Origin of the sequence: Pseudomonas sp. G5(2012) (genome assembly GCF_000408945.1) — a bacterium.
In the GTDB taxonomy this organism is placed as follows: domain Bacteria; phylum Pseudomonadota; class Gammaproteobacteria; order Pseudomonadales; family Pseudomonadaceae; genus Aquipseudomonas; species Aquipseudomonas umsongensis.
Window position 1 is genome coordinate 1 of sequence record NZ_APIO01000156.1, and the last position, 22,798, is coordinate 22,798.

Here is a 22,798-nt window from a genome sequence, read left to right on the forward strand (position 1 = left end):
TGCTCGCTCCTACAGAGAAACCAACTGAATGACACCGAATTTCAGGCAAAAAAAATCCCGGGCAGCTGATGGACGCCCGGGACTTAAAAATGCATAAACCGTGGTGGTGAACGCGGGGCGGATATTACGCAATGTTTCGCCCTGTAACAAGATATTTTGATTAACCGTTCAGTTACTAAAATCTGTAACCTGTTAAATAACCAGATATTTTTTACGGTTAACCTCGAAATAACCTTAATTACAGGAACCAGCGATATTCCCGTGCACTGATGTCGTTCAGGAACGCCAAGTGGTCCTGCCGCTTGTTCTCGCAATACACATCGACGAATTCCGCGCCCAAACCTTCACGCAGTTTTTGATGGCCTTGCATGGCTCGCACGGCGTCGAGCATTTCCAGCGGAAAGTCGATGCCGCTGTTGCGGTCATCGTTGAGTGGGGCGATCGGCTCGCGCTCCTGTTCAAGGCCTTGTTCCAGGCCCACCAGGATCGCGGCGAGCACCAGATACGGGTTGGCATCGGCGCCAGCGAGGCGATGTTCGACCCGCAGGTTCCTGGCGTCAGACTCCGGCACCCGCAGGCATGCGTCTCGATCCTCGAAACCCCAACTGGCGCGCGAGGCGACGTTGACCGTGGCGCTCAAGCGGCGCAACGCGTTGTGGTTTGGCGCGAAAATCGGCATGCAGTGCGGCAACACATCCAGGCAACCGGCCACCGCATGGCGCAACGCGCGTTGCCCGTTCGCCGCCAGCAGGTTGTTGCCGGCCTTGTCGTAAAGACTCACGTGCACATGCATGCCGCTGCCGGGGTGCTGCAGGTAAGGCTTGGCCATGAAACTGGCGCGGTAGTTGTGCTTGAGTGCCACGCCTCGCGTGCTGCGGCAGAACAACGCAGCCCAGTCGGCAGCGCGCAGACCATCGTCCAGATGACCGAAATTGATCTCGAACTGACCGGGGCCCAATTCGGCGGTGATCACCGTCGCATCGATGCCTTGCGCACGCGCGGTCTCGACCATTTCGTCGAGCACCGGGGCAAATCGCGAGAGGCGTTCAATGTGCATGTTCGGCTGATCGTCCGCATCGCCGGTCAGCGGGTCGCGGGCAAACTGCGGCAAGCCATCGCGCAACTGACTGTCGAACAGGTAGAACTCAAGTTCGAACGCCACCACCGGAAAAATGCCTTTGCTTCCAAGCCGCGCCAACACCTGCGCCAGGACTTCACGGGGTTCGAAGACGATCGGTTTTTCCGTGCCATCGGAAGTAATCAACATCTGCCCCAGCGGTTGCTTCTCCCAACTCACCAACTTGAGCGTGCCCGGTACCAGGCGACGCAGCGCGTCCGGATCGCCATCGTTGAAGCAGTAGTCGCCAATCTTGAACAGCCCGCCCTGGGTGCCGAGCAACACGCAGTTTTGCGGCAACTTGAGGGCGCTGCCGGCGGCGACTTTTTCGAGCATTTCGATCGGGTAGCGCTTGCCGTAGAAATGCCCCGGAATGTCCAGGGATATCAGGTCGACGAAGCGCACATCGGGGTAGCGCTGACGAAACCCACGCACTTCGGCCAACAAATCAGAGCACACAGCATCCATCGTTTTGTTCCTTGTTGTTTTTATCAGGTGTAGACCCAAAGTACGCGGGTCATTTGGTCTGAGAGGTTGCCGTAGCGGCAGTGGGCATGACTGGCCAGTTGAAAACTGTCGCCAGCGTGCAGGGTCACCGGTTCGTTCTGGTCGAGCCACAGGGTCAGTTCCCCTTCCAGCACATAGCCGCCCTGCTCCGAGCTGTCCTTCATGTGCCGGTCGCCGCTGCTGGCACCGGGCTCCAGCTGGCTTTCGAGCATGGAAAAGGACGCACGCATCTTTGGCGAGACCATGATGTCGGTGATGCCATCGGCGTAATACAACGTGCGGCGCTCATCCGGCCGGGTCACCCACGGTAGGGCCATGGGTTTGGGCAGGCTATAGAAATAGGTGGTCGGCACGCCGAGGGTCTCGCTGATGGCGGTCAGGTCCGCCACCGTCGGGCGGGACAAGCCGCGTTCGACCTGGGAAAGAAAACCCACGGAGCGGCCGATCTTGTCGGCCAGATCCTTCAAGGTGTACTTCTTGTGCTTGCGCAGGTCCTGGATCAGGATCGCCAGCGCCGAAATCTCTTCTTGCATGTCCATCTAAAGGCTTCCAGAAGTGGCCGATTCAAATGCTGTCGCGCAGCCTGTACCAGGCTTTGCCGATGGCTTCCAGCGGTGCTGCCATGTATTTGCCGCCGGGAAAACTGGGGTTGGTCAAACCCTGGTACAGCCCCAGCTCATCCGGCTGGCCGAGAATAGCGTCAGACACCGCCCGTGCCCCGGCCAGGGTCGGCAGCACGCCGTGCCCGGAATAGCCCTGCAACCAATACAAGTCACCGCGCCGACCGATGTCGGGCGTGCGTTTGAGCGTCAGGTCGATGTGACCGCCCCAGGCAAACTCCAATTCAATGCCTTTCAATTGGGGGAACACCCTTTCCAGGCACGGCCGTGTGGCACCGGCGATGTCCTTGGGCATGCCCCCCAGATAGGTGCAACCGCCGCCGAACAGCAGCCGGTTGTCTGGCGTGCGGCGGAAATAGTCGAGCACGAACTGGTTGTCGGTGACGCAGACATTGCTGGGTAGCAGAGCGGCTGCCTGGGCCTCGGACATCGGCGCCGTGGCCACCTGATAGGTACCAACGGGTAGTACGCAACTCGATAGCTGTGGGTCGAGCCGGTCAAGATAGGCATTGCAGGCCAATACCAGGACATCGGCGCGAATGTGTCCGCGTTCAGTCGTCACCACGTAGCCGTTCGAGTCCTCGCGATAATTCAACGCCATGCTTTGTTCATGAATCACACCACCGGCCTGCTCGATCGCGGCGGCCAGTCCCAGTGCCAGTTTCAGCGGGTTCAAATGCCCGCCTTCGGGGTCGTACAAACCGGCCTGGTAACGCTCGCTGGCCACCCATTCGGGCAACTGGGCGCGCTCGATGAAGCGCAAACCGTCATGCCCCCATTTGTGGCTGGCCTCGTGCTGCCACTCGGTCAACAACCCCACCCGCCGTGGCATCACCGAAGTCCAGAGGTGCCCGGGCCGGTAGTCGCAATCGAAACCATGGCGCCTGGGCAATTCGCGCACCTCTTTTGCCGCCCAGCGCATGCCGTCCCACAACCGCCGCGCGCGCTCATGGCCCAGTGCGGCTTCCAGCGGCGGCATGTCGCAGGACCAACCGAGTATGGCCTGGCCGCCATTACGTCCCGACGCGGCCCAGGCGACCCGGCTGGCCTCCAGCAGTGTCACGCGCTTGCCGGCCAGGGCCAGGCGCAACGCCGTGTGCAAACCGCTGAAGCCGGCACCGATGATCAGCACGTCGGTGTCCTGCTCGCCCTCCAACGCCGCTCGATTGACCAGGCGATCGGCGCACGTATGGGCGTAATAGCTGGCGACATGCTGGGTGGATTGCTGAAACATACCGGCTCCATGAAATTTTATAGTTTTAATTTCATGAAAAAATACAGGTTTAATTTCATGCGCGCAAGCGGTGTGGCCAGGGTGGTTGTGAGGAGCCTGACGCCCCGCGGTGTTCTCGGGTTTTTCGCGAGCATGCTCGCTCCTACAGGGCACGTCGGGTTGCCCAATAAAATTCCCAGCAGTTAAAAAACTTTCACAAAACCTCTGGACGTGCCCCCTGCATTTCCCCTATAAAGCCACTAACAGGAATATATTATTCCTGACAAGAAACCGCGCTCATGGAATGAGCCTCGCTGTCCGCTGACATTTTTTCGCTATGCGATGAGCTGCCGCCATCATCCCGAGGACGTGTCATGCAACACGAAAAAAACCATTTCATCATCAAGATCACCTGTCCCGCGGTGTCCGGCATTGTCGCTGCCGTCACCACCTACCTGGCGGACAACAGTTGCTACATCGGGGAGATGGCGCAATTCGACGACGATTTCAGCGGGCGCTTTTTCATGCGTGCGGTGTTCCGTTTCAACGATGGCCACGCAGGGGATATCCAGCAGATCAAGGACGGTTTCAGCGATGTCGCCCAGGCCTTCGACATGCGCTGGGAACTGCATGACACTCGCGAACCGATGCGCGTGCTGCTGATGGTGAGCAAGTTCGACCACTGCCTGACCGACCTGCTCTACCGCTACCACAAGGGCGAGATGGACATGACCATCACCGCCATCGTCTCCAACCACCTCGACCTGCGGCCCATGGCCGAGCGCGAGGGCATTCGCTTCATCTACTTGCCAGTCACCAAGGACACCAAGACCCGCCAGGAAGCCGAGCTGATGAAGGTGGTCGACGACACTGGCACCGAGCTGGTGGTACTGGCGCGCTACATGCAGATCCTCTCCGACGACCTGTGCCGGCAACTGTCCGGTCGGGCAATCAACATCCACCATTCGTTCCTGCCCGGTTTCAAGGGCGCCAAGCCGTATCACCAGGCGTACCAGCGCGGCGTGAAGCTGATCGGCGCCACCGCCCACTATGTCACCAGTGATCTCGATGAGGGGCCGATCATCGAACAGGAGGTGCAGCGCGTCGATCACGTCTACCTGCCGGATGACCTCGTGGCCACCGGGCGTGACACCGAGACCGTGGCCCTGTCCAAGGCGGTCAAGTACCACCTGGAGCACCGGGTTTTCCTCAATCAGGACAGAACGGTGATTTTCCGGTGAACACACCCCGACTGATTGACGGCAAAGCCGCCGCCGCGCGGGTGTTGATCGAGGTTCGCAAGGACGTCGAGCGCCTGCGCGCGCAAGACATCCAGCCGGCCCTGGCGGTGATCCTGGTCGGCAGCGACCCGGCCAGCCAGGTGTATGTGCGCAACAAGATTCTGCGCGCAGAAGAGGTCGGCATCCGCTCCCTGGAACATCGGCTGGGCACAGACACCAGCACCGAACAGCTGCTTGACCTGATCGCCAGGCTGAATGCCGATGGCTCGATCCACGGCATTCTCCTGCAATTGCCGCTACCGGCCCAGGTCGATGAACTGCGGGCACTGCAGGCGATCGTCCCAGGCAAGGACGTCGACGGCTTCCACAGTGAAAACGTGGGTGGCCTCAGCCAGGGACGCACCGTGCTCGCGCCCTGCACACCCAGTGGCTGCCTGTACCTGCTGGAGCAGACCTGCGGCGATCTGCGCGGCAAGCATGCAGTGGTGATCGGCCGATCGAACATCGTCGGCAAACCCATGGCGGCGCTATTGCTCAAGGCCGACTGCTCGGTGACGGTCTTGCATTCGCGCAGCCCCGATCCGCAGGCGCTCTGCCGTCAGGCAGACATCGTGATTGCCGCCGTGGGTCGTCCGCGATTGATCGATGCCAGTTGGCTCAAGCCCGGTGCAGTGGTGATCGATGTCGGCATCAATCGTATCGACGACGCCGGTCGCAGCCGCCTGGTCGGCGATGTCGACTTCGACAGCGCCCTGCCCCAGGTCGCGGCGATCACCCCGGTACCCGGTGGTGTCGGGCCGATGACCATTGCCTTCCTGATGAAAAACACCGTGACCGCAGCCCTTATGCAACAGCACAGCCTATCGGAGGCCGTATGCCATTCAATCTCTTGAAGTACGGGCTGAGTTCCGAGTACCCGGTGGAAGTGGATTTGCCGCCGCCGCGTGAATTGAAATCAAGCTATGACGTGGTGATCATCGGTGCCGGTGGCCATGGCCTGGCCACCGCTTATTACCTCGCCAGGTATCACGGCATCACCAACATCGCCGTGCTGGAAAAGTCCTACCTGGGCGGTGGCAACACCGCGCGCAATACCGCAGTGATCCGCTCCAACTACCTGACCAGCGAAGGCGTGCGTTTCTATGCCGAATCGGTGCGAATGTTCCAGGGCCTGTCCAACGAATTCGACTTCAACATCATGTACTCCGAACGCGGCCAACTGACCCTGGCCCACACCGATGCCACCGTGCGTTCGTTCCGCCAGCGGGCCGAGGTCAACAAGCACTTCGGCGGTCGCAGCGAAATGATCGACCGCCAGCAGATCCGCGAACTGGTGCCCAGCCTCAACCTCGACCCCGGCCACCTGCCCGTGATCGCCGGTCTCTGGCACATCGACGGCGCCACCGCGCGCCACGACGCGGTGGCCTGGGGCTACGCCAAGCAAGCGGCGAAGCGCGGGGTGGAAATCCATCAGCTCACCGAGGTGCAGGACCTGATCATCGAGAACGACGCCATCACCGCCGTGAAGACCAACCGCGGCACCATCAAGTGTGGCTGTGCAGTGCAGGCGATTGCCGGGCACAGCTCAATGCTGATGGCCAAGGCCGGGATTCGCTCGCCGATCCAGACCTTCCCGCTGCAAGCCATGGTCACCCAGCCCTTCAAACCCTTCCTCGATCCGCTGGTGAGCTCGTCGGCGCTGCACTGCTACGTGCAACAGACCAGCCGCGGCGAAGTGGTGTTCGGCGGTGGCTCCGATCCGTACCCGCTGTTCAACACCCGATCGACCCTGGACCTGAAGGAAAGCCTGCTGGCCCACGCCATCGAAATGTTCCCGTTCCTGGCCAACGCCAAGCTGATGCGCCAGTGGGCCGGGATCACCGACATGACCCCGGACTACAGCCCGATCATGGGCCTGTCGCCGGTGAAGAATTACTACCTGGACGCCGGTTGGGGCACCTGGGGCTTCAAGGCGACGCCTGTCTGCGGCAAGACCATGGCTGAACTGGTGGCCAGCGGCGGCAAGGTACCGGAGTTGATCAAGCCCTTCGGCCTGGAGCGCTTCTCGACCTTCCGGCAAGTCAACGAAATGGGCGCCACGGCGGCCAGTCACTGAGGCAGAGCGGACCATGAAAATTATCAATTGCCCGCTCAACGGGCCACGCAATATCAGCGAATTCACTTATGGCGGCGAATTCAAGCCGATGCCCGATGCACTGCGCTGCAGCGATGCCGAGTGGGCCGACTACGTGTTCAACACCGACAACCTCGCCGGCGTGGTGCGCGAATGGTGGATGCACACGCCGTCGAGCTACTGGTTTCTCGCCGAACGCCACACCGTCACCGAGGAAATCCTGCGCACTTTCGACCCTAAAGAATTTTTCACTGCCCGCGTCGACTTCAACGCCGCCAAGGAGATCGCCGGATGAACCGCCTACCCGCCCCGATGGGCCTGCTGATCGACCGTAACCAGCCGCTCGATTTCAGTTTCGACGGCCAACCCTATCAGGGCTTGCAGGGCGACAGCATCGCCAGCGCCCTGCTCGCCAACGGACGCTTCCTGATTTCCCGCTCGTTCAAGTACCACCGCCCACGTGGCCCGTTGACCATGGCCGGGCAGGACGCCAACAGCCTGGTGCAATTGCCCCAGGAACCCAACGTACTGGCCGATGCCCATGCGCTGGTTGCCGGCTTGCAGGTGACGGCGCAGAACGTCAACGGCTCACTGGACAACGACCGGGATGCTTATCTGGGCAAGTTCTCCAGATTCATGCCGGTGGGCTTCTATTACCGCTCGTTCTACAAGCCCAGGGGCATGTGGAAAGTCTGGGAACCGATCATTCGCAAGAAGGCCGGCCTGGGCGTACTCGACCTGATGTTCAAGCCCGAATATTACGACAAGGCCTACCTGTTCACCGACCTGGCCGTGATCGGCGCCGGTCCCGCCGGACTGCACGCGGCCCTGACCGCGGCCAATGCCGGGGCCAAGGTATTGCTCATCGAGCAACAGCCGGTCCTCGGCGGTTCGCTAACCTATGCCCGCTTCGACATCGCCGGCATTCGCGCCGACGCCTTGCGCCGCGAATTGCTCGCGGCGGTGCAACAGCACGCCAATATTCGCATCCTCACCGAGGCGACCTGCAACGCCTGGTTCACCGACAATTACCTGCCGGTGATTCAAGGAAAACGCATGTACAAGGTGCGCGCCCGACAGTGCCTGGTGTGCAGCGGGGCGTTCGACCAGCCGGTGGTGTTTCGCAACAACGACTTGCCCGGCGTAATGCTGACCAGCGCCGCGCAGCGCCTGATGAAGCTGTACGCGGTCAAGCCGGGCAAACGCGCGGTGGTGCTTACCGGCAACGATGACGGTTACCTCGCCGCGCTGGACTTGTTTGACCAGGGCGTCGAAGTCGCCGCGGTGGTGGACATGCGCCAAGGCCCGGGCGACGTGGCCCTACTGGGCGCGCTGGCGCAACGCAAGATTGCCTGCCAGCTCAACAGTACCGTGTATGAAGCGCTGCACGAAAAAGGCCTGCGCCATGTCAATGGCGTCGACGTGCGCAAGATCACCGCCCAGGGCCAGGTCGCCGAGAGCGGGCAACGCCTGGATTGCGACCTGTTGTGCATGTCCGCCGGCTACATGCCGGTCTATCAACTGCTGTGCCAGGCCGGCGGCAAGCTGGCCTACGACGATCAGCGCGCCGAGTTCACCCTCAGCGGACTGCCGCAGAACCTTGCGGTCGCAGGCTCGGTGAATGGCCGTCACCGCCTCGACAACGTGATCGCCGACGGCGTCAACGCCGGTGCCGACGCCGCCGCTGCGCTGGGTCTGGCAGTCGGTGTGCACCGGGCGCCCTTGGGCAGCGAGGTACGGGTCAACTTCAACTGGCCGATCTTCCCCCACCCCAAGGGCAAGGACTTCGTCGATTTCGACGAGGACCTGCAAGTGGCGGACATCGTCAATGCCACGCGCATCGGTTATCGCGACGTGCAGCTGGTCAAGCGTTATTCCACCGTGGGCATGGGCCCCTCGCAAGGGCGTCACTCGGCCCTGCCGACCGCGCGCCTGGTGGCCTGGGCGACCCAGCGCAACATCAGCGAAACCGGCGTGACCACCGCGCGCCCGCCCTTTGTCGCGGAAAAACTGGCCCATGTGGCCGGTCGCGCGTTCGATCCGTATCGACAAACCCCCATGCATGCCCGGCACCTGCAAGCCGGCGCGAAGATGATGCCGGCCGGCATCTGGCAGCGTCCGGCCTACTACGGCAATGCCCGGGACCGCGAGGCATGCATGCAGGCCGAAGCGCTGCATGTGCGCAACAAGGTCGGGATCATCGACGTCTCGACCTTGGGCGGGCTTGATGTGCGTGGCCCGGACGCCGCCGAACTGCTCAACCGGATGTACACCTTCGCCTTCCTCAAGCAGCCGATCGGTCGCTCCCGCTATGCGCTGATGACCAATGAACACGGAGTGGTGATCGACGATGGCGTCTGCGCACGTTTCGCCGACAATCACTTCTACGTCACCGCCACCACCAGCGGCGTGGATCGCATCTACCAGCAGATGCTCAAGTGGAACGCGCAATGGCGCCTGGACGTGGATGTCGCCAACGTCACGGCGGCGATCTGCGCGGTCAATGTCGCCGGTCCCGACTCGCGCAAAGTGCTGGAGAAGGTCTGCACCGACCTCAAACTTAGCGCTCAAGCGTTTCCCTACCTGGGCGTGCGTCAAGGCACCGTGGCCGGGATCAAGGCGCGGCTGTTGCGAGTCGGTTTTGTCGGCGAACTAGGTTATGAAATCCACGTGCCGGCGCGCCATGGCCTGGCGCTGTGGGACGCGCTGATGGAAGCCGGCAAGGCCCATGACATTCGCCCTTTCGGCGTGGAGACCCAGCGTTTGCTGCGCCTGGAAAAAGGCCATGTGATCATCAGCCAGGACACCGATGGCATGACCCATCCCATGGAAATCGACATGGGCTGGGCCGTCAATCGCAACAAGCCGTTCTTCGTCGGGCGGCGCTCGGTGGACATCCTCGAAGCCCAGCCGCAAACACGCAAATTGGTGGGTTTCACCTTGCCCAAGGGCAGCGCGCAACCGCTGGAAGGTCATCTGGTGCTCAACGGCCCGGACATCAGCGGCAACGTCACGTCCTGCGAGTACTCGGCGAGCCTGGGCAAGATCATTGGCCTGGCGTACGCCGGCATCGACCAAAGCACACCTGGGCAACGGATTGCGATCCGTGTCGAAGGTGGGCGTGTGGTCCATGCCGATGTGGTGCCGTTGCCCTTTTTCGACCCTTCCAACCTGCGCCAGGAGCTTTGAGCCATGACCAGCCTGAGACAACAACACAGCGCCGGGCAGCCGGCCCTCGCCCTCCTGCCCACCTGTGCGCTGACGGATCTGACCGACCTGCCCCGGGTCGGATTTCGCGGCGCCGACAGTGCGCGCTATCTGAAGAGTCGGGACTTCGTGCTGCCAGACGCGCCCAACCACGCCGTCACCCAGGTTGACGGCAGCTACGCCGTGCGTTTGTCCCAGACCGAATACCTGCTGCTGGGCAGTGCGCAAGACCAGGGCCAACGCATCGCCGACGAAGAGGCCCGCTGGGAGTTGGACCATCAAGCCAACTACCTGCTGCCACGCCAGGACAGCCATGCCTGGTTCCAGCTGAGCGGTGAACAATTGCCCGAAGTCATGGCCAAACTCTGCGGCGTCGACATGAGCGCCCAGGCCTTCGGCCCCGGTGCCGTGGCGCAAACCTCGGCGGCGCGCATCAACGTGATCGTGGTCAATGCCACGTCGGCGCAACAGCCGCGCTTGTTCATACTCTGCGACCGGGCATCGAAGGCATACTTCCACGCGGCGTTGCTGGATGCCATGGAGGAGTTTTCAGGGTCGCCTGGCGCTGGCGAAATAGGCTGCGAAACATCGCAAACCTGTCATTTGTGTCAGTAGGCCCTCCGATTCATCTCCGATTAAATGGCTGGGGCTTGAGTACCCATCGGGGGTGCTTGAGCCTCACTATTGGAGAAGCATCATGTCGACTCTTACCTCCCCTGCCGGTCATCTGGATCGCAGCTTCGGCACTGACGGCACGACAATCCTGGAAGGATCCGACGTAAAAGCCATCGCCGTCCTGAAAGCCCCCGGCCCTCACCAAGGGAAAATCATTGGCGTGTTGGCGGACGGCAACGACTTCAAACTGTTCCGATTGGAAAAAAACGGCCTGCTCGACACCTCATTCGGTACAGGCGGATATCTGCGTTGGGGGTTCGCAGGCAGCCCAGTCCGGTCCACCCCTACCGGCATCACTGAGCTGAGCGGCGATAAATTGCTGGTGACGGGCTACGTTCAAGAAGGAAGCCCGGCAACCCTCTACTACCCTGCGGTAGCTCGCTTCAACGCTGGCGGCTCCATTGATCTTCTTTTCGGCAATGACGGGGTATATGTTTTCAAGGAACCACTGCCCACCGCGCAACCATCATCGGATATCACCCCACAGCAAACCAGCGATGGGGCTAGCGTCTATGTCGTCGACGCCAACGACGACCGAATTCTCTTTGCCTTCAACAGCGGGACATTTCGCCCCTACGCCAATCAAGGCTTGTTGATTCAACTGACGCCTGCCGGCCAGTTGGACACACGCTTCAACGAACAGGGCTATGTGTTCTTCCAGTTCGATGCGCAAAACACCGCATCCATCGGGCTCGCCGTCCGGCAAAACGGAAATTTCATTGTTGTCGGCACTGCCCCCAATCGTGCCTTTCTCGCCGCGTTCACCCCGACCGGGCAAATCGATTCGTCGTTTGGAACCGACGGTTTTGCCGTGCTTGCACAAGCTGCCGGGCCGGTGACACTCACGCAACTGCTCCTGCAACCGGACGACAAGCCGGTTGCGGTCGGCTGGTTCTCGGTGGCGTCTACCCGCAAGGGCTATGTCACACGCACCTTGGCCGACGGCAAGCCGGACAACACGTTCAACAATGCCCTACCCGTGACCATTGAACGCCCGTTCCAGAGTCTGCACCTCAAAAGCGCCCGACTGGACGCCGAACAGGCCATCGTCGTGGCCGGTGAACTGAACACCCGCGCACTGGGCCTGGTGGGAAGGTTAACGCCCCAGGGTTTAATGGACCGCACATTCGGTATTGATGGACTCTCCGATACCGGCATCGACGGCATCCTCAATTACACCAACAGCATGGCCATTCAAGAAGCGGGCGGGATTGTTGTGGCCGGCAGCAAAAACCCGATGGCCGCGGTATGTCGTTACCACGGCTGACGTCTTGCCATTCATTCTGCACGTTGGCGCCAAAAGCATCTGAGTGCATTGGCGGCTGAAAAAACCGGCAAGACCTCACCTGAAGAAATGACTGGGGGTCTTGCCGAACTGTTTCTTGAACATGCTGGTGAACGCACTGGGGCTGTCGTAGCCCAGTTCCCCGGCAATGTCGATGATCTTCTCGCCCACGGCGATGCGCTCCAGGGCCAGTAGCAACCGCGCCTGCTGGCGCCATTGGCCGAAGGTCATCCCGGTGTCCTTGCGGAACAGGCGCTGGATGGTTTTCTCATCGAGGTCCAGGCGTGCGCTCCAGTGCGCCAGGGTCGAACAATCGCCGGGATCGCGTTGCAACGCTGAACACACCACCTTGATCCGTGGGTCCGAGGGCTGAGGCAGATGCAGCGGCAAGGTGGGCAATATCCTCAGTTCATCGAGGATCAGGCGCATGACCCGGCCTTCGCGCGAATCCGCGTCGTAAGGTGAGGTGATAGCCACCGAGACCTTGATCAACTCACTGAGCAACGCCGAAATACTCACCGCCCTGGGTTCAGTCGGCATGTCCGCAAACGCTTCGGGACGCACGAACAGGCTGCGCATCTTCAACGGGCCGACGCAGCGAATCGAGTGAATGTGCCTGCTCGGCATCCATATCCCGCGGCTGGGCGGTACCGTCCACTGGCTCAATCCCGAGTGCACCACCATCACGCCTTCGATGGCGTAGATCAATTGGTGAGCCTGATGGGAATGCGCTTCGATCACCCAGTTTTCCGGGTAGTCGGTAGCGCTGCTGCTCACATCGCAGGATCGGTCGTCGATCTCTCTGAGGAATTCTTTCAGCGACTTGATCATGATGCCCTTTTTGCGATAGTCGACTCCCGAATTGCGTGAGACAGGCAGTCGGGCGGTCCCTAGGATAACGCCGAACCCTGAAATGGGCAGCGCTTTTGTGCCTGGCACCGAGCCCCCGTCTTACGTTTTTTCTGGAAGGATCCCATGTCCATCAGTACCACTACTTCCCCCACGGCGACAGCTTCAGTGGCCAGCCAAGCCAGCCCGCTGGTGATGCGCGTCATCGGTGCCTGTGCCCTGGCGCATCTGATCAATGACCTGATCCAGGCCGTGCTGCCGTCGATCTACCCGATGCTCAAGGCCACGTACGGCCTGACCTTCACCCAGGTCGGCCTGATCACCCTGACCTTTCAATTGACCGCCTCGCTGCTGCAACCCTGGGTTGGTTACTACACCGACCGCCACCCCAAGCCGTGGCTGTTGCCGGCCGGTATGGTCTGTACCCTGGTCGGCATCCTGATGCTGGCAATGGTCGGCAGCTTCGGGGCGATTCTCATGGCCTCGGCGCTGGTGGGCATTGGCTCGTCGACCTTCCACCCGGAGACTTCCCGGGTTGCGCGCCTGGCCTCGGGTGGTCGCTACGGTCTGGCCCAGTCGACCTTCCAGGTCGGGGGTAATGCCGGCAGTGCTTTTGGTCCACTGCTGGCAGCGGCCATCGTCATCCCTTATGGCCAGGGCAACGTCGCCTGGTTCGGGCTGTTCGCAGTATTCGCCATCCTCGTGCAATACGGCCTGAGCCGCTGGTACCGCAACCATCTGAACCTGTTCAAGCTCAAGCAGGGCACCAAGGCAACCCATGGCTTGTCGAGACAACGGGTGAGTTTTGCCCTGGTGGTCCTGGCATTGCTGGTGTTCTCCAAGTACTTCTACATGGCCAGCTTCACCAGCTACTTCACGTTCTACCTGATCGAGAAGTTCGACCTGTCGGTGGCCAGCTCGCAACTGTACCTGTTCCTGTTTCTCGGCGCCGTGGCAGCCGGCACCTTCTTCGGTGGGCCGATCGGTGACCGGATCGGGCGCAAGCAAGTGATCTGGTTCTCGATTCTCGGAGCGGCGCCCTTCACCCTCGCCCTGCCCCATGTCGACCTGTTCTGGACGGGCGTGCTGAGCATGGTCATCGGCTTCATCCTCGCCTCGGCCTTCTCGGCCATCGTGGTCTTCGCCCAGGAACTGGTGCCCGGCAACGTCGGCATGATCGCCGGGGTTTTCTTCGGCCTGATGTTCGGTTTTGGCGGCATCGGCGCCGCGCTGCTCGGGCACCTGGCGGATATCCACGGCATCGAGTACGTGTACACGCTGTGTTCGTTCCTGCCGCTGCTGGGCATCCTGACGATCCTGTTGCCGTCCACCAAAGGGGTTTAGTGCGCGGCCAGGTATTGCGCCAACGTCAAGGCATTGCCCAGTGCCGCGCCGCTGGCGGTGTTGTCGAAGATGCACCAGGCTGACTGTCCTTCGGCAGTGGCTGTTTGCAGCTCGACCGCCAGGCGTTCCAGGCGTGGCAATTCATAAGGGCTGTAGTAGATGCGCGGCGACCCATGCAGGCGCCAGTATTTGAGCCCCGGCCATCCCCGTGGTGTCGAGTCAGTGCTGATACGCGAAGGGTCCACCGCAACCTGCGCGATGTGATAGTGCACCAACAGTGCCTCGGCACCGACCCAGGACTCGTGCCGGGGCTCGAGCACCACAGGCCCTGGAAAACACCGCCTGATGCTGATGAAAAACGCTTCGGCGACCGACTCGTCAAACACCAGCGATGGCGGTAGCTGCACCAGCAGGCAGCCCAGGCGATCGCCCAGGCCGGAGCATTGCAGCACGAACTCATCGAGCGCCTGATCACAGGCCTGCAGGCGCTGCACATGGCTGATCAGCTTGGGCACCTTGACACTGAAACGAAAGCCGGCCGGCACGCTGGCCGCCCAGCGCTGGTAGGTTTGCTGGCGATGCGGGCGATAGAACGAGCTGTTGATCTCGGCGCAGTTCAGTCGCGCCGCATAGCGCTGCAAGTGGGTGCCTTCAGCTGTAAAGGCGGCTGAATGTTCCCTGCCCAGGCTCCAGCCGGCACACCCGGTGAAAATCGTCCGTTCGTTCACGCCCATTGCCTCTACCAGTGCTTATGACTAAGGGCGCAGCGCAGATGCGGCGGTTCATTTTTTCATCGACGGCACCTGATCGATGGTTGCCCGCCATCGGTGATTACCTTTGTGCACAAACAGTTGCAACCAATGGCCATTGATCCCGGTCGACATCGAAAAGCCAGGTTACGGTGAACCTCCCATGGAGAGCTGCAGATGATAGGAGTGATTGTCCCGGTGCATAACGAGGAACAGCGTCTTGAGGAATGCATCGAGTCGCTGCTGGCGGCGGCTTTTCACCAGGACCTGGACCGTGAAGAAGTCAGGATCCTGATCGTCCTGGATGACTGCACGGACACTTCCCTGGACATTGCCCAGGCCTACGGCGTGTGGACGTTGAGCTGCACCCACCGCAACGTTGGAAAAACCCGCGCGCAAGGCGCCGAACACTTGCTGGCGGCGGATGCTCGCTGGCTGGCCTTCACCGATGCCGACAGCGTCGTGCCCGACTCTTGGCTGGTTGAGCAGATCAGGTTCAACGCCGATGCGGTCTGTGGCCTGGTCGAAGTCAACGACTGGTCCGAACATTCGGAGCGAGTGCGCGAGCGCTATCACGCCAATTACCGCCCCGTTGAGGGCCATCGGCATATCCATGGGGCCAACCTCGGCGTCTCTTCTGCGGCGTATCGCAAGGCGGGCGGATTCCAGGCCTTGCCCGCCCACGAAGATGTGCAACTGGTCGCCGACTTGGAACGCAGCGGCGCGCGCATCATGTGGACGGCCGGCAACCCGGTCACCACCAGCGCTCGCCAGCATTGCCGGTGCCGGGAAGGCTTTGGCGACTACCTGAAGTCACTGGCCGGGTAACGACTGGCAGGTTTCGGCAAGGTCGATCGAGGTTGCTGTTCGGCTCCAGTATTCGAGCAGGAAATCCGCGTCCTCATGGCGCACCAGACGATGCAGGTGCAGGCGTTCGCCAAGCGCCGCATGAACATCGCGACCGTCCTGCGAACAACCTTCGATCGGATGCAACCAGTGACAGGCCAGCACGCCGCCCGCCGGGCCGAGGCTGCGCAAGGTGTTTTCGATGACCTGGTGCCACTCGTCCACATCGAGGAAGTACCCCACTTCGCTGAGCACGATGAGGTCAAAGTCACCGTCCGGCCATTGCCGGGGAATACCCGCCTGCTCGACGTGGACATGATGCAGTCCACTCAAGCGCTGGCGCGCCAGGTCGACCGCCTTCGCGTTCAGGTCCTGGCACAGCAACGCGTCGCAGCGCCCGGCCAACTGTACGCTGAGTTCACCGTTGGCACAGGCTGGCTCGAACACACGTTGATAGCGCTGGCGCGGCAGGCTGGCCAGCGTCAGCTCGCGCTTGCGCTTTTCGTACCAGCGGGTCCGGAAGGACCAGGGGTCATCGCTGGCCCCGAACAGTTGTTCGAAGTAGTCGGGGGATACGCTCATAAAAACACCAGTTCAAAAGGCTGCAGCAATCGTTCGAGGGTTTCACCGCTCAACACCGCGGGTGTCTGACCGTCGCGGCTGACCTGCGACGCATGGGCCGCGATGGCCTGGCGCTTGCGCGCCAACACGTGTGGGGCCAGCAGGTATTTGTGCGCTCGCGCCCAAGGGACTCGGGCATCGTTGGGGCGCGCCCAATGCCATGCCCAGACCGGCACTTCAATCAGGCAAGCCTGGTGGCGGGCTACCGCGCAGGCGGTCGCGCGGCCGGTCGCCTCGTGATCGCAATGTCCGTCCCGGCGCCAGGTGGTGATCACACGATCGCCCGGGCGAATCAATGCCGCCAGCCGCTCGACCAACCAAGCCTCCTGCGTTTCTACAGCGCTGTCGGGCAACGCCAGGCGTTGCCAGTCCAGCAAATCGACATCGAGCCCCATGCGGGCGAGCGCGAGGGTACTTTCCATCGGGCGCTGCCGTCGCAGGCGTGTCGGCGTCCAGTGCCGCGATTGCGGGTGGCTGGCTTCGCCATCAGTGACCGCAATCATCAGGACGTCGGCCTCGTTGCCCTGCATTCCCGCGAGGATGCCGGCGCACCCGAGGACTTCATCGTCAGGATGCGGGGCGACGACGACCAGGCGCCGCCCCGCAGGCACCAGTTGTCGATGAGTGATGGTTGGCACCTGCGCCAACCCGTCACTGGCCTGCCATTCGGCCAGTGTTGTCCCCTTCCCCTGAATCAGGTTTTCTTGAGAAGCCGGCCCGGCGATCACAGCGCCCACCCATCGAGCGGCTGCGCGGCGACCTGCTGCCCAAGCTGCGCCAGGTCCTTTTCGGCATGGCTCTGTCGCAGGAATACCGGCAAGTCGGCGGCGAGCCTGGCGAAGTGACTGTCACGACACAATGGCGTGGCACCCAGCCCGCGTGCGACATGTGCAAGCACGCTGTCGACGGCCGCTTCTACTTGGGCACGCAGTCGGCGGACAGGAAGTTGCGCCGAGCGCCGGGGGTTTTCATCGATCCAGAGGGCCGTTTCCCGAAGCGCTGCCCGAGCGCAGCACAACGCCGCATCGACGGCTCCCAGATGCGCCTGGGCATGGACGTCGCAGTACGGTTGCGTACAATGTTGGCGAAGGTAATCGGCAAGCGCACGAGCGGCGCCGTACCAACACGCGGCAATCCCGGCGCCACCGTGCCAGAAGCCAGGTCTGTCGACATACTGCCCAGGCGACCCGACACAACGGCCCAGCGCACCCTCGAACAGCACGTCGACGCTGGCAGTCCGGCCCATGCCAACCGCTTGCCAGCCATCGTCGAGTAGCGTGATCGCCGGCTGCTGCAACGTGACCGCCACCAACTGCGGTTGCATCTGCTCATCCCACGCTGTCACCAGCGCCCGATCGAGTATCGCCGCGCCAGAACACCAGGCCTTGCGGCCCTGCAAGTAAACGGTTCCGGCCTGGCGGTCGACAATATTAAGCCGGGCAAAGGTCGGCTCGGCCGCCCAAGTGCCCCATGTGCCCGCAGCCGGTGGCGCGTCGGGCTCGAGCTCGGTCATGATTGCCAGCGCATCGGTATGACCTTCGAACAGTTTGGCCAGTGCCAGATCGCTGGCCGAGACGGCGGCCAGGGTGCGCCAGCGATCCAGGGTTCGGCCTTGCCCGGGCAGAGGCAGGTCGGTAAATCCATCGCTGACGAGCTGCTGCATCAGCGGTTGCAGTGCAGCGTCCGCGATGCTTTTCGAAGGCCGACAGGCGAACCGTTGCAGCAGACGTTCGAGGGTTAACGCGTTGCTCATGGCCCTTTTTCTCCTTGATCGCGACTCAATGCTCTTGATCTTCAGAGCTTGAAATTCAGCGCTTGAAGTTCTGAGCCGGGCAGCCTCCAGGAGTTCATTGCACAAGCACCTGCGAGTTTTTAGAACCACCCGTTTCCAGGCTATGTCACTCAACAACAGGTCCCTGCAATAGCCTGCCTTTAAAACGCCGGGCAAAGACGGAGGTCACAGATGAACAGGTCGAAAGCGGATGCTCCCGCGCAACAAATGATGTTCCAACACAATGGCTGGGTGCCGAACAACCCTCGCCTGCCGGTGCTGGTCTATCCCAAGGCCATCGCTGTCAAGGGCGACGATCCGGCGGCCCTGTTCGAACAAACCTTCAGTGCCAACGGCTGGCCACCACAATGGCGCTACGGCATTTATGACTTCCATCACTATCACACCGAAGGCCATGAAGTGCTTGGGATAGCCAGCGGTCATGCCCGCCTGATGTTGGGCGGACCTGGCGGCCACGTGCTGCAGGTCAGTGCCGGGGATGTGCTGCTGTTGCCGGCGGGCACCGGGCATTGCAACCTGGATTGCAGCGACGACTTCCTGGTGGTCGGCGCCTATCCGCCGGGCCAGCATGCCGACATTTGCCGCGAAGCGCCGAGCGCTGCGCAGCTGCAAAACATCGAAACGCTGCCATTCCCCGACCAGGATCCGGTGCAGGGTGCACACGGCGCGATCAGCGAGTATTGGTGCAAGGGCTAACTTGCGTCAGGCATGGTTGGTGAAAATCTCGAACTCGTAGCGAAGGCCCCGATCCAATGAGTACACACCGGAGGCCAGTACCATGTACAACGATGACCACATCACCCCTGCCGACACCCCGTCCACCGAAGAGGATGACGCCCTTGCGCCCCCTCCCCCCGAAACCACCGAGGAGGAAGCCGAGGACCTCAGGCGCAAAGTTGCCGAGATCGAACGCAAGGTAGCGGATGGCAATTGAACCGGCGGTGCATCAATAGCGCCGGGTGACGGTCAACGCGACCACGGCAATGCGCTCCACCCGTTCATAGCCGGGCTTGAGCAGTTCCTCGCCGAACACGTCAGGGTCCAGTTCGCGATATGTCCAGGTGAACCTGTCGTCGCCAAGCAGTGGCTGGATGGATTCGAGAAAAGGATCCGTCCCGGCCACCATCGCCACTCCTGTATACAGCAGCAGGCTGCCGCCTTTGTCCAGGCGCGGCAGCGATTCACGCACGATGCGTACCGACAAGGCTTCCCCCAGCGCCCCACCGCCATGCCGATACGCCCGTTGCTGGCTGTCGTTCATGTAGGGCGGGTTGGCGATGATCAGGTCGAACAGCCCTTCGACACTGCCCAGCACGTCGCTGTGGTAAGCGCTCACATTCCTGGCTTGGGCCAGCTCGGCATTCACCGCCGACAAACGCAACGCCCGTGGATTGATATCCACCGCCAGCACGTCGGCGTCCGGGCGGGCGCGGGCGACGACCAGTGCTCCGATACCGCTTCCGCAGCCAATGTCCACCGCGCGCCGCACGGGCTCGGAGCGCTGCTGCAGATGCGCTTCGATCAATTGCGCGAAGCGGTAGCTGTCGGGCCCGAAAAACACCGCGTCACTCTGCATCGTCGGGTACGCCGAGTGGGCAATCAACAAGGGACCAAGGCTTGACCAACGTACCGTGCTCCGCCACAACGAACCCTCTTTTTCGACGATGGCCGCCTGCTCCAGGTCAGCCAGTTCCTGCGCTGGAAACAGCGTGTGCTCGAACGGCATCGACCAGCCGAACACGTCACGCCGGTCTTTGGCCAAGGGCGGTGCAAAGCGTTGGCAAACGCGCTCATGGGTCAAGGGCGTCGGGGTGATGAAACGGTAGTCCTGGGCAGCCAGGCGCTTGCCGAGCTCCAGCAAAGTACGATCGGCAATCTGTTGTTCTGACATGCATGACACTCCTGGAATCAGCGCAAACGGGCCACGCATTCAATAAAGCGACGGGTTGCATAGAGCCCGGCGGGACGACAATGGCGCTGTGCGCAGAGCCAAGGGATCAGCAGTTGCAATTGCTGTCGCGGTGACTGGTCGTGCAGGGCGTCTTGCAAGGCCTTGAGCTCGGTATCGTTCGCCCAGGCGTCATCGGCGAAGGCATCATCGGACGGCACCCGGCGTATCGCCCGTTGCTGTTGCGGCGCTTGCCAGTCACCGGCGATCCAGTCGTGCAGCAGTTGTTTTTCGTAGCCACTGAACACGCCGAACATGGCCGCCGTGTCGCCCTCGATCAACTGCCAGAAGCGGCTTTCCCCGGGTGGGCCATGCCGTTTTATCCAGCCCTTGCGTTGCAGGGCGCCGAGAAAATCTTCGGTCTGGCCAGGGGTTGCCAGCCATTGATTGACGGTCTGGCCTTCGATCTGGCAGTAATCGGAATGCATGTGCTGTCCATAGGTACGTTTGCGCTCGAGCATGGCAATCACTTCCTGCTGCAGATCGAAACCTGCAATCACCGCCGTCGAGCCCGGCCCCAGGTCATTGAGTCGATAGCCGACGGCAACGCGCCGATAGAATTCGTCCCGCCCCTCCTCCATGGGCATTAGTTCGAGCAGCGCTTCAATAGCCTTGCGCCCGTGACCGCTGCTGATGTTGTCGATGGTGACATGCAGGGTGAAATAGTAAGGATCGATCCCCAGCTCACGCAGTTCATAGGCACTGATCAGCAAGTGCAGTGGCAGTTGTTCATAGCCGAGGTTGTAGCCGATCACCTCCGGCATGAACATCGCGCTGCACTGCCCCAGTGCCAGCTGGATTGCGCCTTGGCGAAAATGTTCGTCGAGCAGCCCCTGCCTGTCGCCACAGTCGTGGGCGGCCAGCAGCTTGCGGTAGATGACCACGTGATTCTGCCGCGCATCGCCGTTACCCAATTCTTCCAGATAGGTGCTCAGCAGCCCGTCATAGCGCATGTCCTGCCAATGCTCCAACACCCCGGCCAGCCATGCACCGTCGACTTCCTTGGTCGGGGCAACACGTTGCAGGAAACACAGGGCATGGGCCTTGTTCGAGAAATACCGACGCGCCCCGCCCTGCTTGCGCGCCTCGAGATAGAGGGCATAGTCACGCGCCACATCGGCACAATGTTGTTCCGTCCACGACGACAACTGGCCTGGCTCTTCAGGCAGATCACAGGGGAGTTCGGCGGCGAGGGCCAGTTGCTCGCGCAGGAACTGTTCGCCCCGCGTGGCTGCTTGCGGGTCGTTGCTGTACAGCAAACCATAGAGTTCACGGTAAGGGCCATCGACGCCGGCATCCGAAAGCGCCGAAGGCGAACCCGACAAGGGCGTGAATAGTGTCATTGGCTGTTCTCCTGGGCAGTGCATCGGGCTATCGCCGGGCGCCTGCGTTTATCGCCTGTCGTCGGACAAAGGTGTTTGCTCATCTGCCTCGGGAAGTTTCCTGTCGCGCTCATTCCAATCCTGCGCGCCGTCGTCATCTTCGAGGTCGGGCTGGGTCAGGGGATCGTATTTACCCGGATCGTCCGACGCAGGTTTTACAGCGCCCTGTGACTTGTCCGGGTCTTGCCCTTTATCCTGGAAGATCGTTTCGCTGGACATGTTTCACCTCACCACGTAGTTCCGGGTTTTCCGGGCCGTACTGGTTTGAAGGTGTCCAGGGGAAAGTGTGCGTTCGAATAGACGAGCGGCATGTGCACTTGTAGGAGCCAGCGGTGCGGCGATCCGACTTGCCGGCGAAAGCGTCATTGAAAATCGCCTTCGTCGGCATGCCGGGTTCCACCAGGTTTTGCGTTCCCCTGAGCCGCCACAGGCTGCGATGTTTTGATCTTCTATTCCCGGGGATCAATTCGATCCAGCGCGCGGTTCACCGCCAACTCCCCCAGCATGATGACTTGCGCAATACCCAACAGGACATTGCGACTCGCCCCCTGCGTGCGATCCGCCAGATCCAGGGCCATGACATTAGCTGAAGCCAGTGACTCACAGGCGTGGGCCAGGAGGGTTTCGGTCTCGAGTTCAGGGTTGACGATGAACATGGTGCAGGGTTTGCGTGGGGTGGCGTTGATGTCGGCGGCTGAGGAGATGGGGTCGTTGCGATTGTTTAAGTCGGTGGGATCAATACGCGGGGGATCGGGAGTGACCTTGGACATATCTCAGGTTCCTAATGGTATGCCACCCTCCTGCTGCTAAACGAAAAGGGAGGCAGCTGCACGCAGGTTAGCAGACCGGGGAACCTAAGAAGCCGGCGCGCCCAAGGGCGCCCTGCGCACAGCCACCATCAAAATGCAGGCGTAAACCTGACTGATGAAAGCGTCATGCGACTTAGGTTATCGCGGGCTGCTAAACCCGATCACTGATGTGCAGTGACACGAATCAAGTTACCGAGCGACCCCAAGGCGCACAAGCCGGCGGATTCTGGCGGAACCGTAGGCAACGACGCAAGACGCTGTGGCTTTCGGGAACTAGCGTAAGGGCCTTCTTACAAACACTCAGAAGCATCCTACGCGTCCATCAGAAACGTCCTATTTCCACCTCGACCCAACTTCGTGAAGGCTTGCGAGGCTCGCGCGCGGATGCTCATAAAAATCCTTTTGCCCGTGCGTGCGCCAGCCCTCTGAAGCTGACCATTTCGCTGCCTGCTCCCCTTT

At 61.5% G+C, this 22,798-nt stretch carries 23 protein-coding genes; 11 read left to right on the plus strand and 12 right to left on the minus strand.

The features are described from left to right. Positions 1 to 238: 238 nt before the first annotated feature. From PG5_RS30745 to PG5_RS30755, 3 genes are read right to left on the minus strand one after another with little or no spacing between them, the layout of a single operon-like run. Entirely contained in the window at positions 239 to 1,585 is a 1,347-nt protein-coding gene (locus tag PG5_RS30745) for a glutamine synthetase family protein (RefSeq protein ID WP_020800969.1), read from the minus strand. A gap of 23 nt (positions 1,586 to 1,608) precedes the next feature. Then, on the minus strand, positions 1,609 to 2,163 hold the full coding sequence (locus PG5_RS30750) for a helix-turn-helix domain-containing protein (RefSeq protein WP_020800970.1): 555 nt from the start codon (positions 2,161 to 2,163) through the stop codon (positions 1,609 to 1,611). 25 nt (positions 2,164 to 2,188) lie between these two features. Continuing rightward, complete coding sequence (locus PG5_RS30755; RefSeq protein ID WP_020800971.1) at positions 2,189 to 3,478, minus strand: FAD-binding oxidoreductase; 1,290 nt, start codon at positions 3,476 to 3,478, stop codon at positions 2,189 to 2,191. A 353-nt stretch (positions 3,479 to 3,831) separates the two neighbouring features. Here PG5_RS30755 and purU point away from each other — a divergent pair, with 353 nt between their 5' ends. From purU to PG5_RS30790, 7 genes are all read left to right on the plus strand, one after another. Beyond that, positions 3,832 to 4,698 (plus strand): formyltetrahydrofolate deformylase, encoded by an 867-nt coding sequence (purU, locus tag PG5_RS30760; RefSeq protein ID WP_020800972.1) that lies wholly within the window; start codon positions 3,832 to 3,834, stop codon positions 4,696 to 4,698. Beyond that, positions 4,695 to 5,591, plus strand: coding sequence for a bifunctional methylenetetrahydrofolate dehydrogenase/methenyltetrahydrofolate cyclohydrolase FolD (folD, locus tag PG5_RS30765; protein ID WP_020800973.1), 897 nt, complete (start codon positions 4,695 to 4,697; stop codon positions 5,589 to 5,591). The genes purU and folD overlap by 4 nt, the downstream gene beginning before the upstream one ends. Beyond that, positions 5,573 to 6,814, plus strand: a complete 1,242-nt coding sequence (locus PG5_RS30770) for an FAD-dependent oxidoreductase (RefSeq protein ID WP_020800974.1) — start codon at positions 5,573 to 5,575, stop codon at positions 6,812 to 6,814. The genes folD and PG5_RS30770 overlap by 19 nt, the downstream gene beginning before the upstream one ends. Positions 6,815 to 6,827: 13 nt before the next feature. After that, the gene (locus tag PG5_RS30775) at positions 6,828 to 7,127 is read left to right on the plus strand and encodes a sarcosine oxidase subunit delta (protein ID WP_020800975.1); all 300 of its coding nucleotides are present in this window, start codon (positions 6,828 to 6,830) and stop codon (positions 7,125 to 7,127) included. Continuing rightward, the gene (locus PG5_RS30780; RefSeq protein WP_020800976.1) at positions 7,124 to 10,021 is read left to right on the plus strand and encodes a 2Fe-2S iron-sulfur cluster-binding protein; all 2,898 of its coding nucleotides are present in this window, start codon (positions 7,124 to 7,126) and stop codon (positions 10,019 to 10,021) included. The genes PG5_RS30775 and PG5_RS30780 overlap by 4 nt, the downstream gene beginning before the upstream one ends. 3 nt (positions 10,022 to 10,024) lie before the next feature. Next, positions 10,025 to 10,654 (plus strand): sarcosine oxidase subunit gamma, encoded by a 630-nt coding sequence (locus PG5_RS30785; RefSeq protein ID WP_020800977.1) that lies wholly within the window; start codon positions 10,025 to 10,027, stop codon positions 10,652 to 10,654. Positions 10,655 to 10,736: 82 nt separating this feature from the next. Continuing rightward, a complete protein-coding gene (locus tag PG5_RS30790; RefSeq protein WP_020800978.1) occupies positions 10,737 to 11,981 on the plus strand; it encodes a hypothetical protein in 1,245 nt (414 codons plus the stop codon). Positions 11,982 to 12,056: 75 nt separating this feature from the next. Here PG5_RS30790 and PG5_RS30795 read toward each other — a convergent pair whose 3' ends face one another. Further along, a complete protein-coding gene (locus PG5_RS30795) occupies positions 12,057 to 12,878 on the minus strand; it encodes a helix-turn-helix domain-containing protein (RefSeq protein ID WP_081648201.1) in 822 nt (273 codons plus the stop codon). A 96-nt stretch (positions 12,879 to 12,974) separates the two neighbouring features. On the opposite strand from PG5_RS30795, the gene PG5_RS30800 reads away from it, so the two are divergent. Further along, positions 12,975 to 14,192 carry an MFS transporter gene (locus PG5_RS30800; RefSeq protein ID WP_042955904.1) on the plus strand — a complete coding sequence of 406 codons (1,218 nt, stop codon included), beginning with the start codon at positions 12,975 to 12,977 and terminating at the stop codon, positions 14,190 to 14,192. On the opposite strand, the gene PG5_RS30805 is transcribed toward PG5_RS30800, so the two are convergent. Continuing rightward, complete coding sequence (locus PG5_RS30805) at positions 14,189 to 14,926, minus strand: DUF72 domain-containing protein (RefSeq protein ID WP_042955906.1); 738 nt, start codon at positions 14,924 to 14,926, stop codon at positions 14,189 to 14,191. The genes PG5_RS30800 and PG5_RS30805 overlap by 4 nt on opposite strands. Before the next feature lie 192 nt (positions 14,927 to 15,118). Here PG5_RS30805 and PG5_RS30810 point away from each other — a divergent pair, with 192 nt between their 5' ends. Then, positions 15,119 to 15,769, plus strand: a complete 651-nt coding sequence (locus PG5_RS30810) for a glycosyltransferase family 2 protein (protein WP_020800982.1) — start codon at positions 15,119 to 15,121, stop codon at positions 15,767 to 15,769. Here PG5_RS30810 and PG5_RS30815 read toward each other — a convergent pair. The 3 genes from PG5_RS30815 to PG5_RS30825 are packed head-to-tail and all read right to left on the minus strand — an operon-like array spanning position 15,755 to position 18,161. Next, entirely contained in the window at positions 15,755 to 16,369 is a 615-nt protein-coding gene (locus PG5_RS30815; RefSeq protein ID WP_020800983.1) for an SAM-dependent methyltransferase, read from the minus strand. The two genes, PG5_RS30810 and PG5_RS30815, sit on opposite strands and share 15 nt — an antisense overlap. After that, positions 16,366 to 17,136 carry a PIG-L deacetylase family protein gene (locus PG5_RS30820; RefSeq protein ID WP_020800984.1) on the minus strand — a complete coding sequence of 257 codons (771 nt, stop codon included), beginning with the start codon at positions 17,134 to 17,136 and terminating at the stop codon, positions 16,366 to 16,368. The genes PG5_RS30815 and PG5_RS30820 overlap by 4 nt, the downstream gene beginning before the upstream one ends. Next, on the minus strand, positions 17,133 to 18,161 hold the full coding sequence (locus PG5_RS30825) for an acyl-CoA dehydrogenase (RefSeq protein WP_020800985.1): 1,029 nt from the start codon (positions 18,159 to 18,161) through the stop codon (positions 17,133 to 17,135). The genes PG5_RS30820 and PG5_RS30825 overlap by 4 nt, the downstream gene beginning before the upstream one ends. A 210-nt stretch (positions 18,162 to 18,371) precedes the next feature. Here PG5_RS30825 and PG5_RS30830 point away from each other — a divergent pair, with 210 nt between their 5' ends. Both PG5_RS30830 and PG5_RS34530 read left to right on the plus strand, forming a co-directional pair. Then, positions 18,372 to 18,896: a hypothetical protein gene (locus tag PG5_RS30830; RefSeq protein ID WP_020800986.1), complete on the plus strand. Its 525-nt coding sequence runs from the start codon at positions 18,372 to 18,374 to the stop codon at positions 18,894 to 18,896. Between the two features lie 82 nt (positions 18,897 to 18,978). After that, the gene (locus PG5_RS34530) at positions 18,979 to 19,134 is read left to right on the plus strand and encodes a hypothetical protein (protein ID WP_020800987.1); all 156 of its coding nucleotides are present in this window, start codon (positions 18,979 to 18,981) and stop codon (positions 19,132 to 19,134) included. A gap of 12 nt (positions 19,135 to 19,146) precedes the next feature. On the opposite strand, the gene PG5_RS30835 is transcribed toward PG5_RS34530, so the two are convergent. The 4 genes from PG5_RS30835 to PG5_RS30850 form a co-directional block, all read right to left on the minus strand. Then, a complete protein-coding gene (locus tag PG5_RS30835; RefSeq protein WP_020800989.1) occupies positions 19,147 to 20,091 on the minus strand; it encodes a class I SAM-dependent methyltransferase in 945 nt (314 codons plus the stop codon). Between the two features lie 17 nt (positions 20,092 to 20,108). Next, positions 20,109 to 21,491, minus strand: coding sequence for an iron-containing redox enzyme family protein (locus PG5_RS30840; protein WP_020800990.1), 1,383 nt, complete (start codon positions 21,489 to 21,491; stop codon positions 20,109 to 20,111). A 48-nt stretch (positions 21,492 to 21,539) separates the two neighbouring features. Then, entirely contained in the window at positions 21,540 to 21,749 is a 210-nt protein-coding gene (locus tag PG5_RS30845; protein WP_020800991.1) for a hypothetical protein, read from the minus strand. Positions 21,750 to 21,979: 230 nt separating this feature from the next. After that, entirely contained in the window at positions 21,980 to 22,300 is a 321-nt protein-coding gene (locus PG5_RS30850; protein ID WP_020800992.1) for a DUF6124 family protein, read from the minus strand. Positions 22,301 to 22,798: the final 498 nt, after the last annotated feature.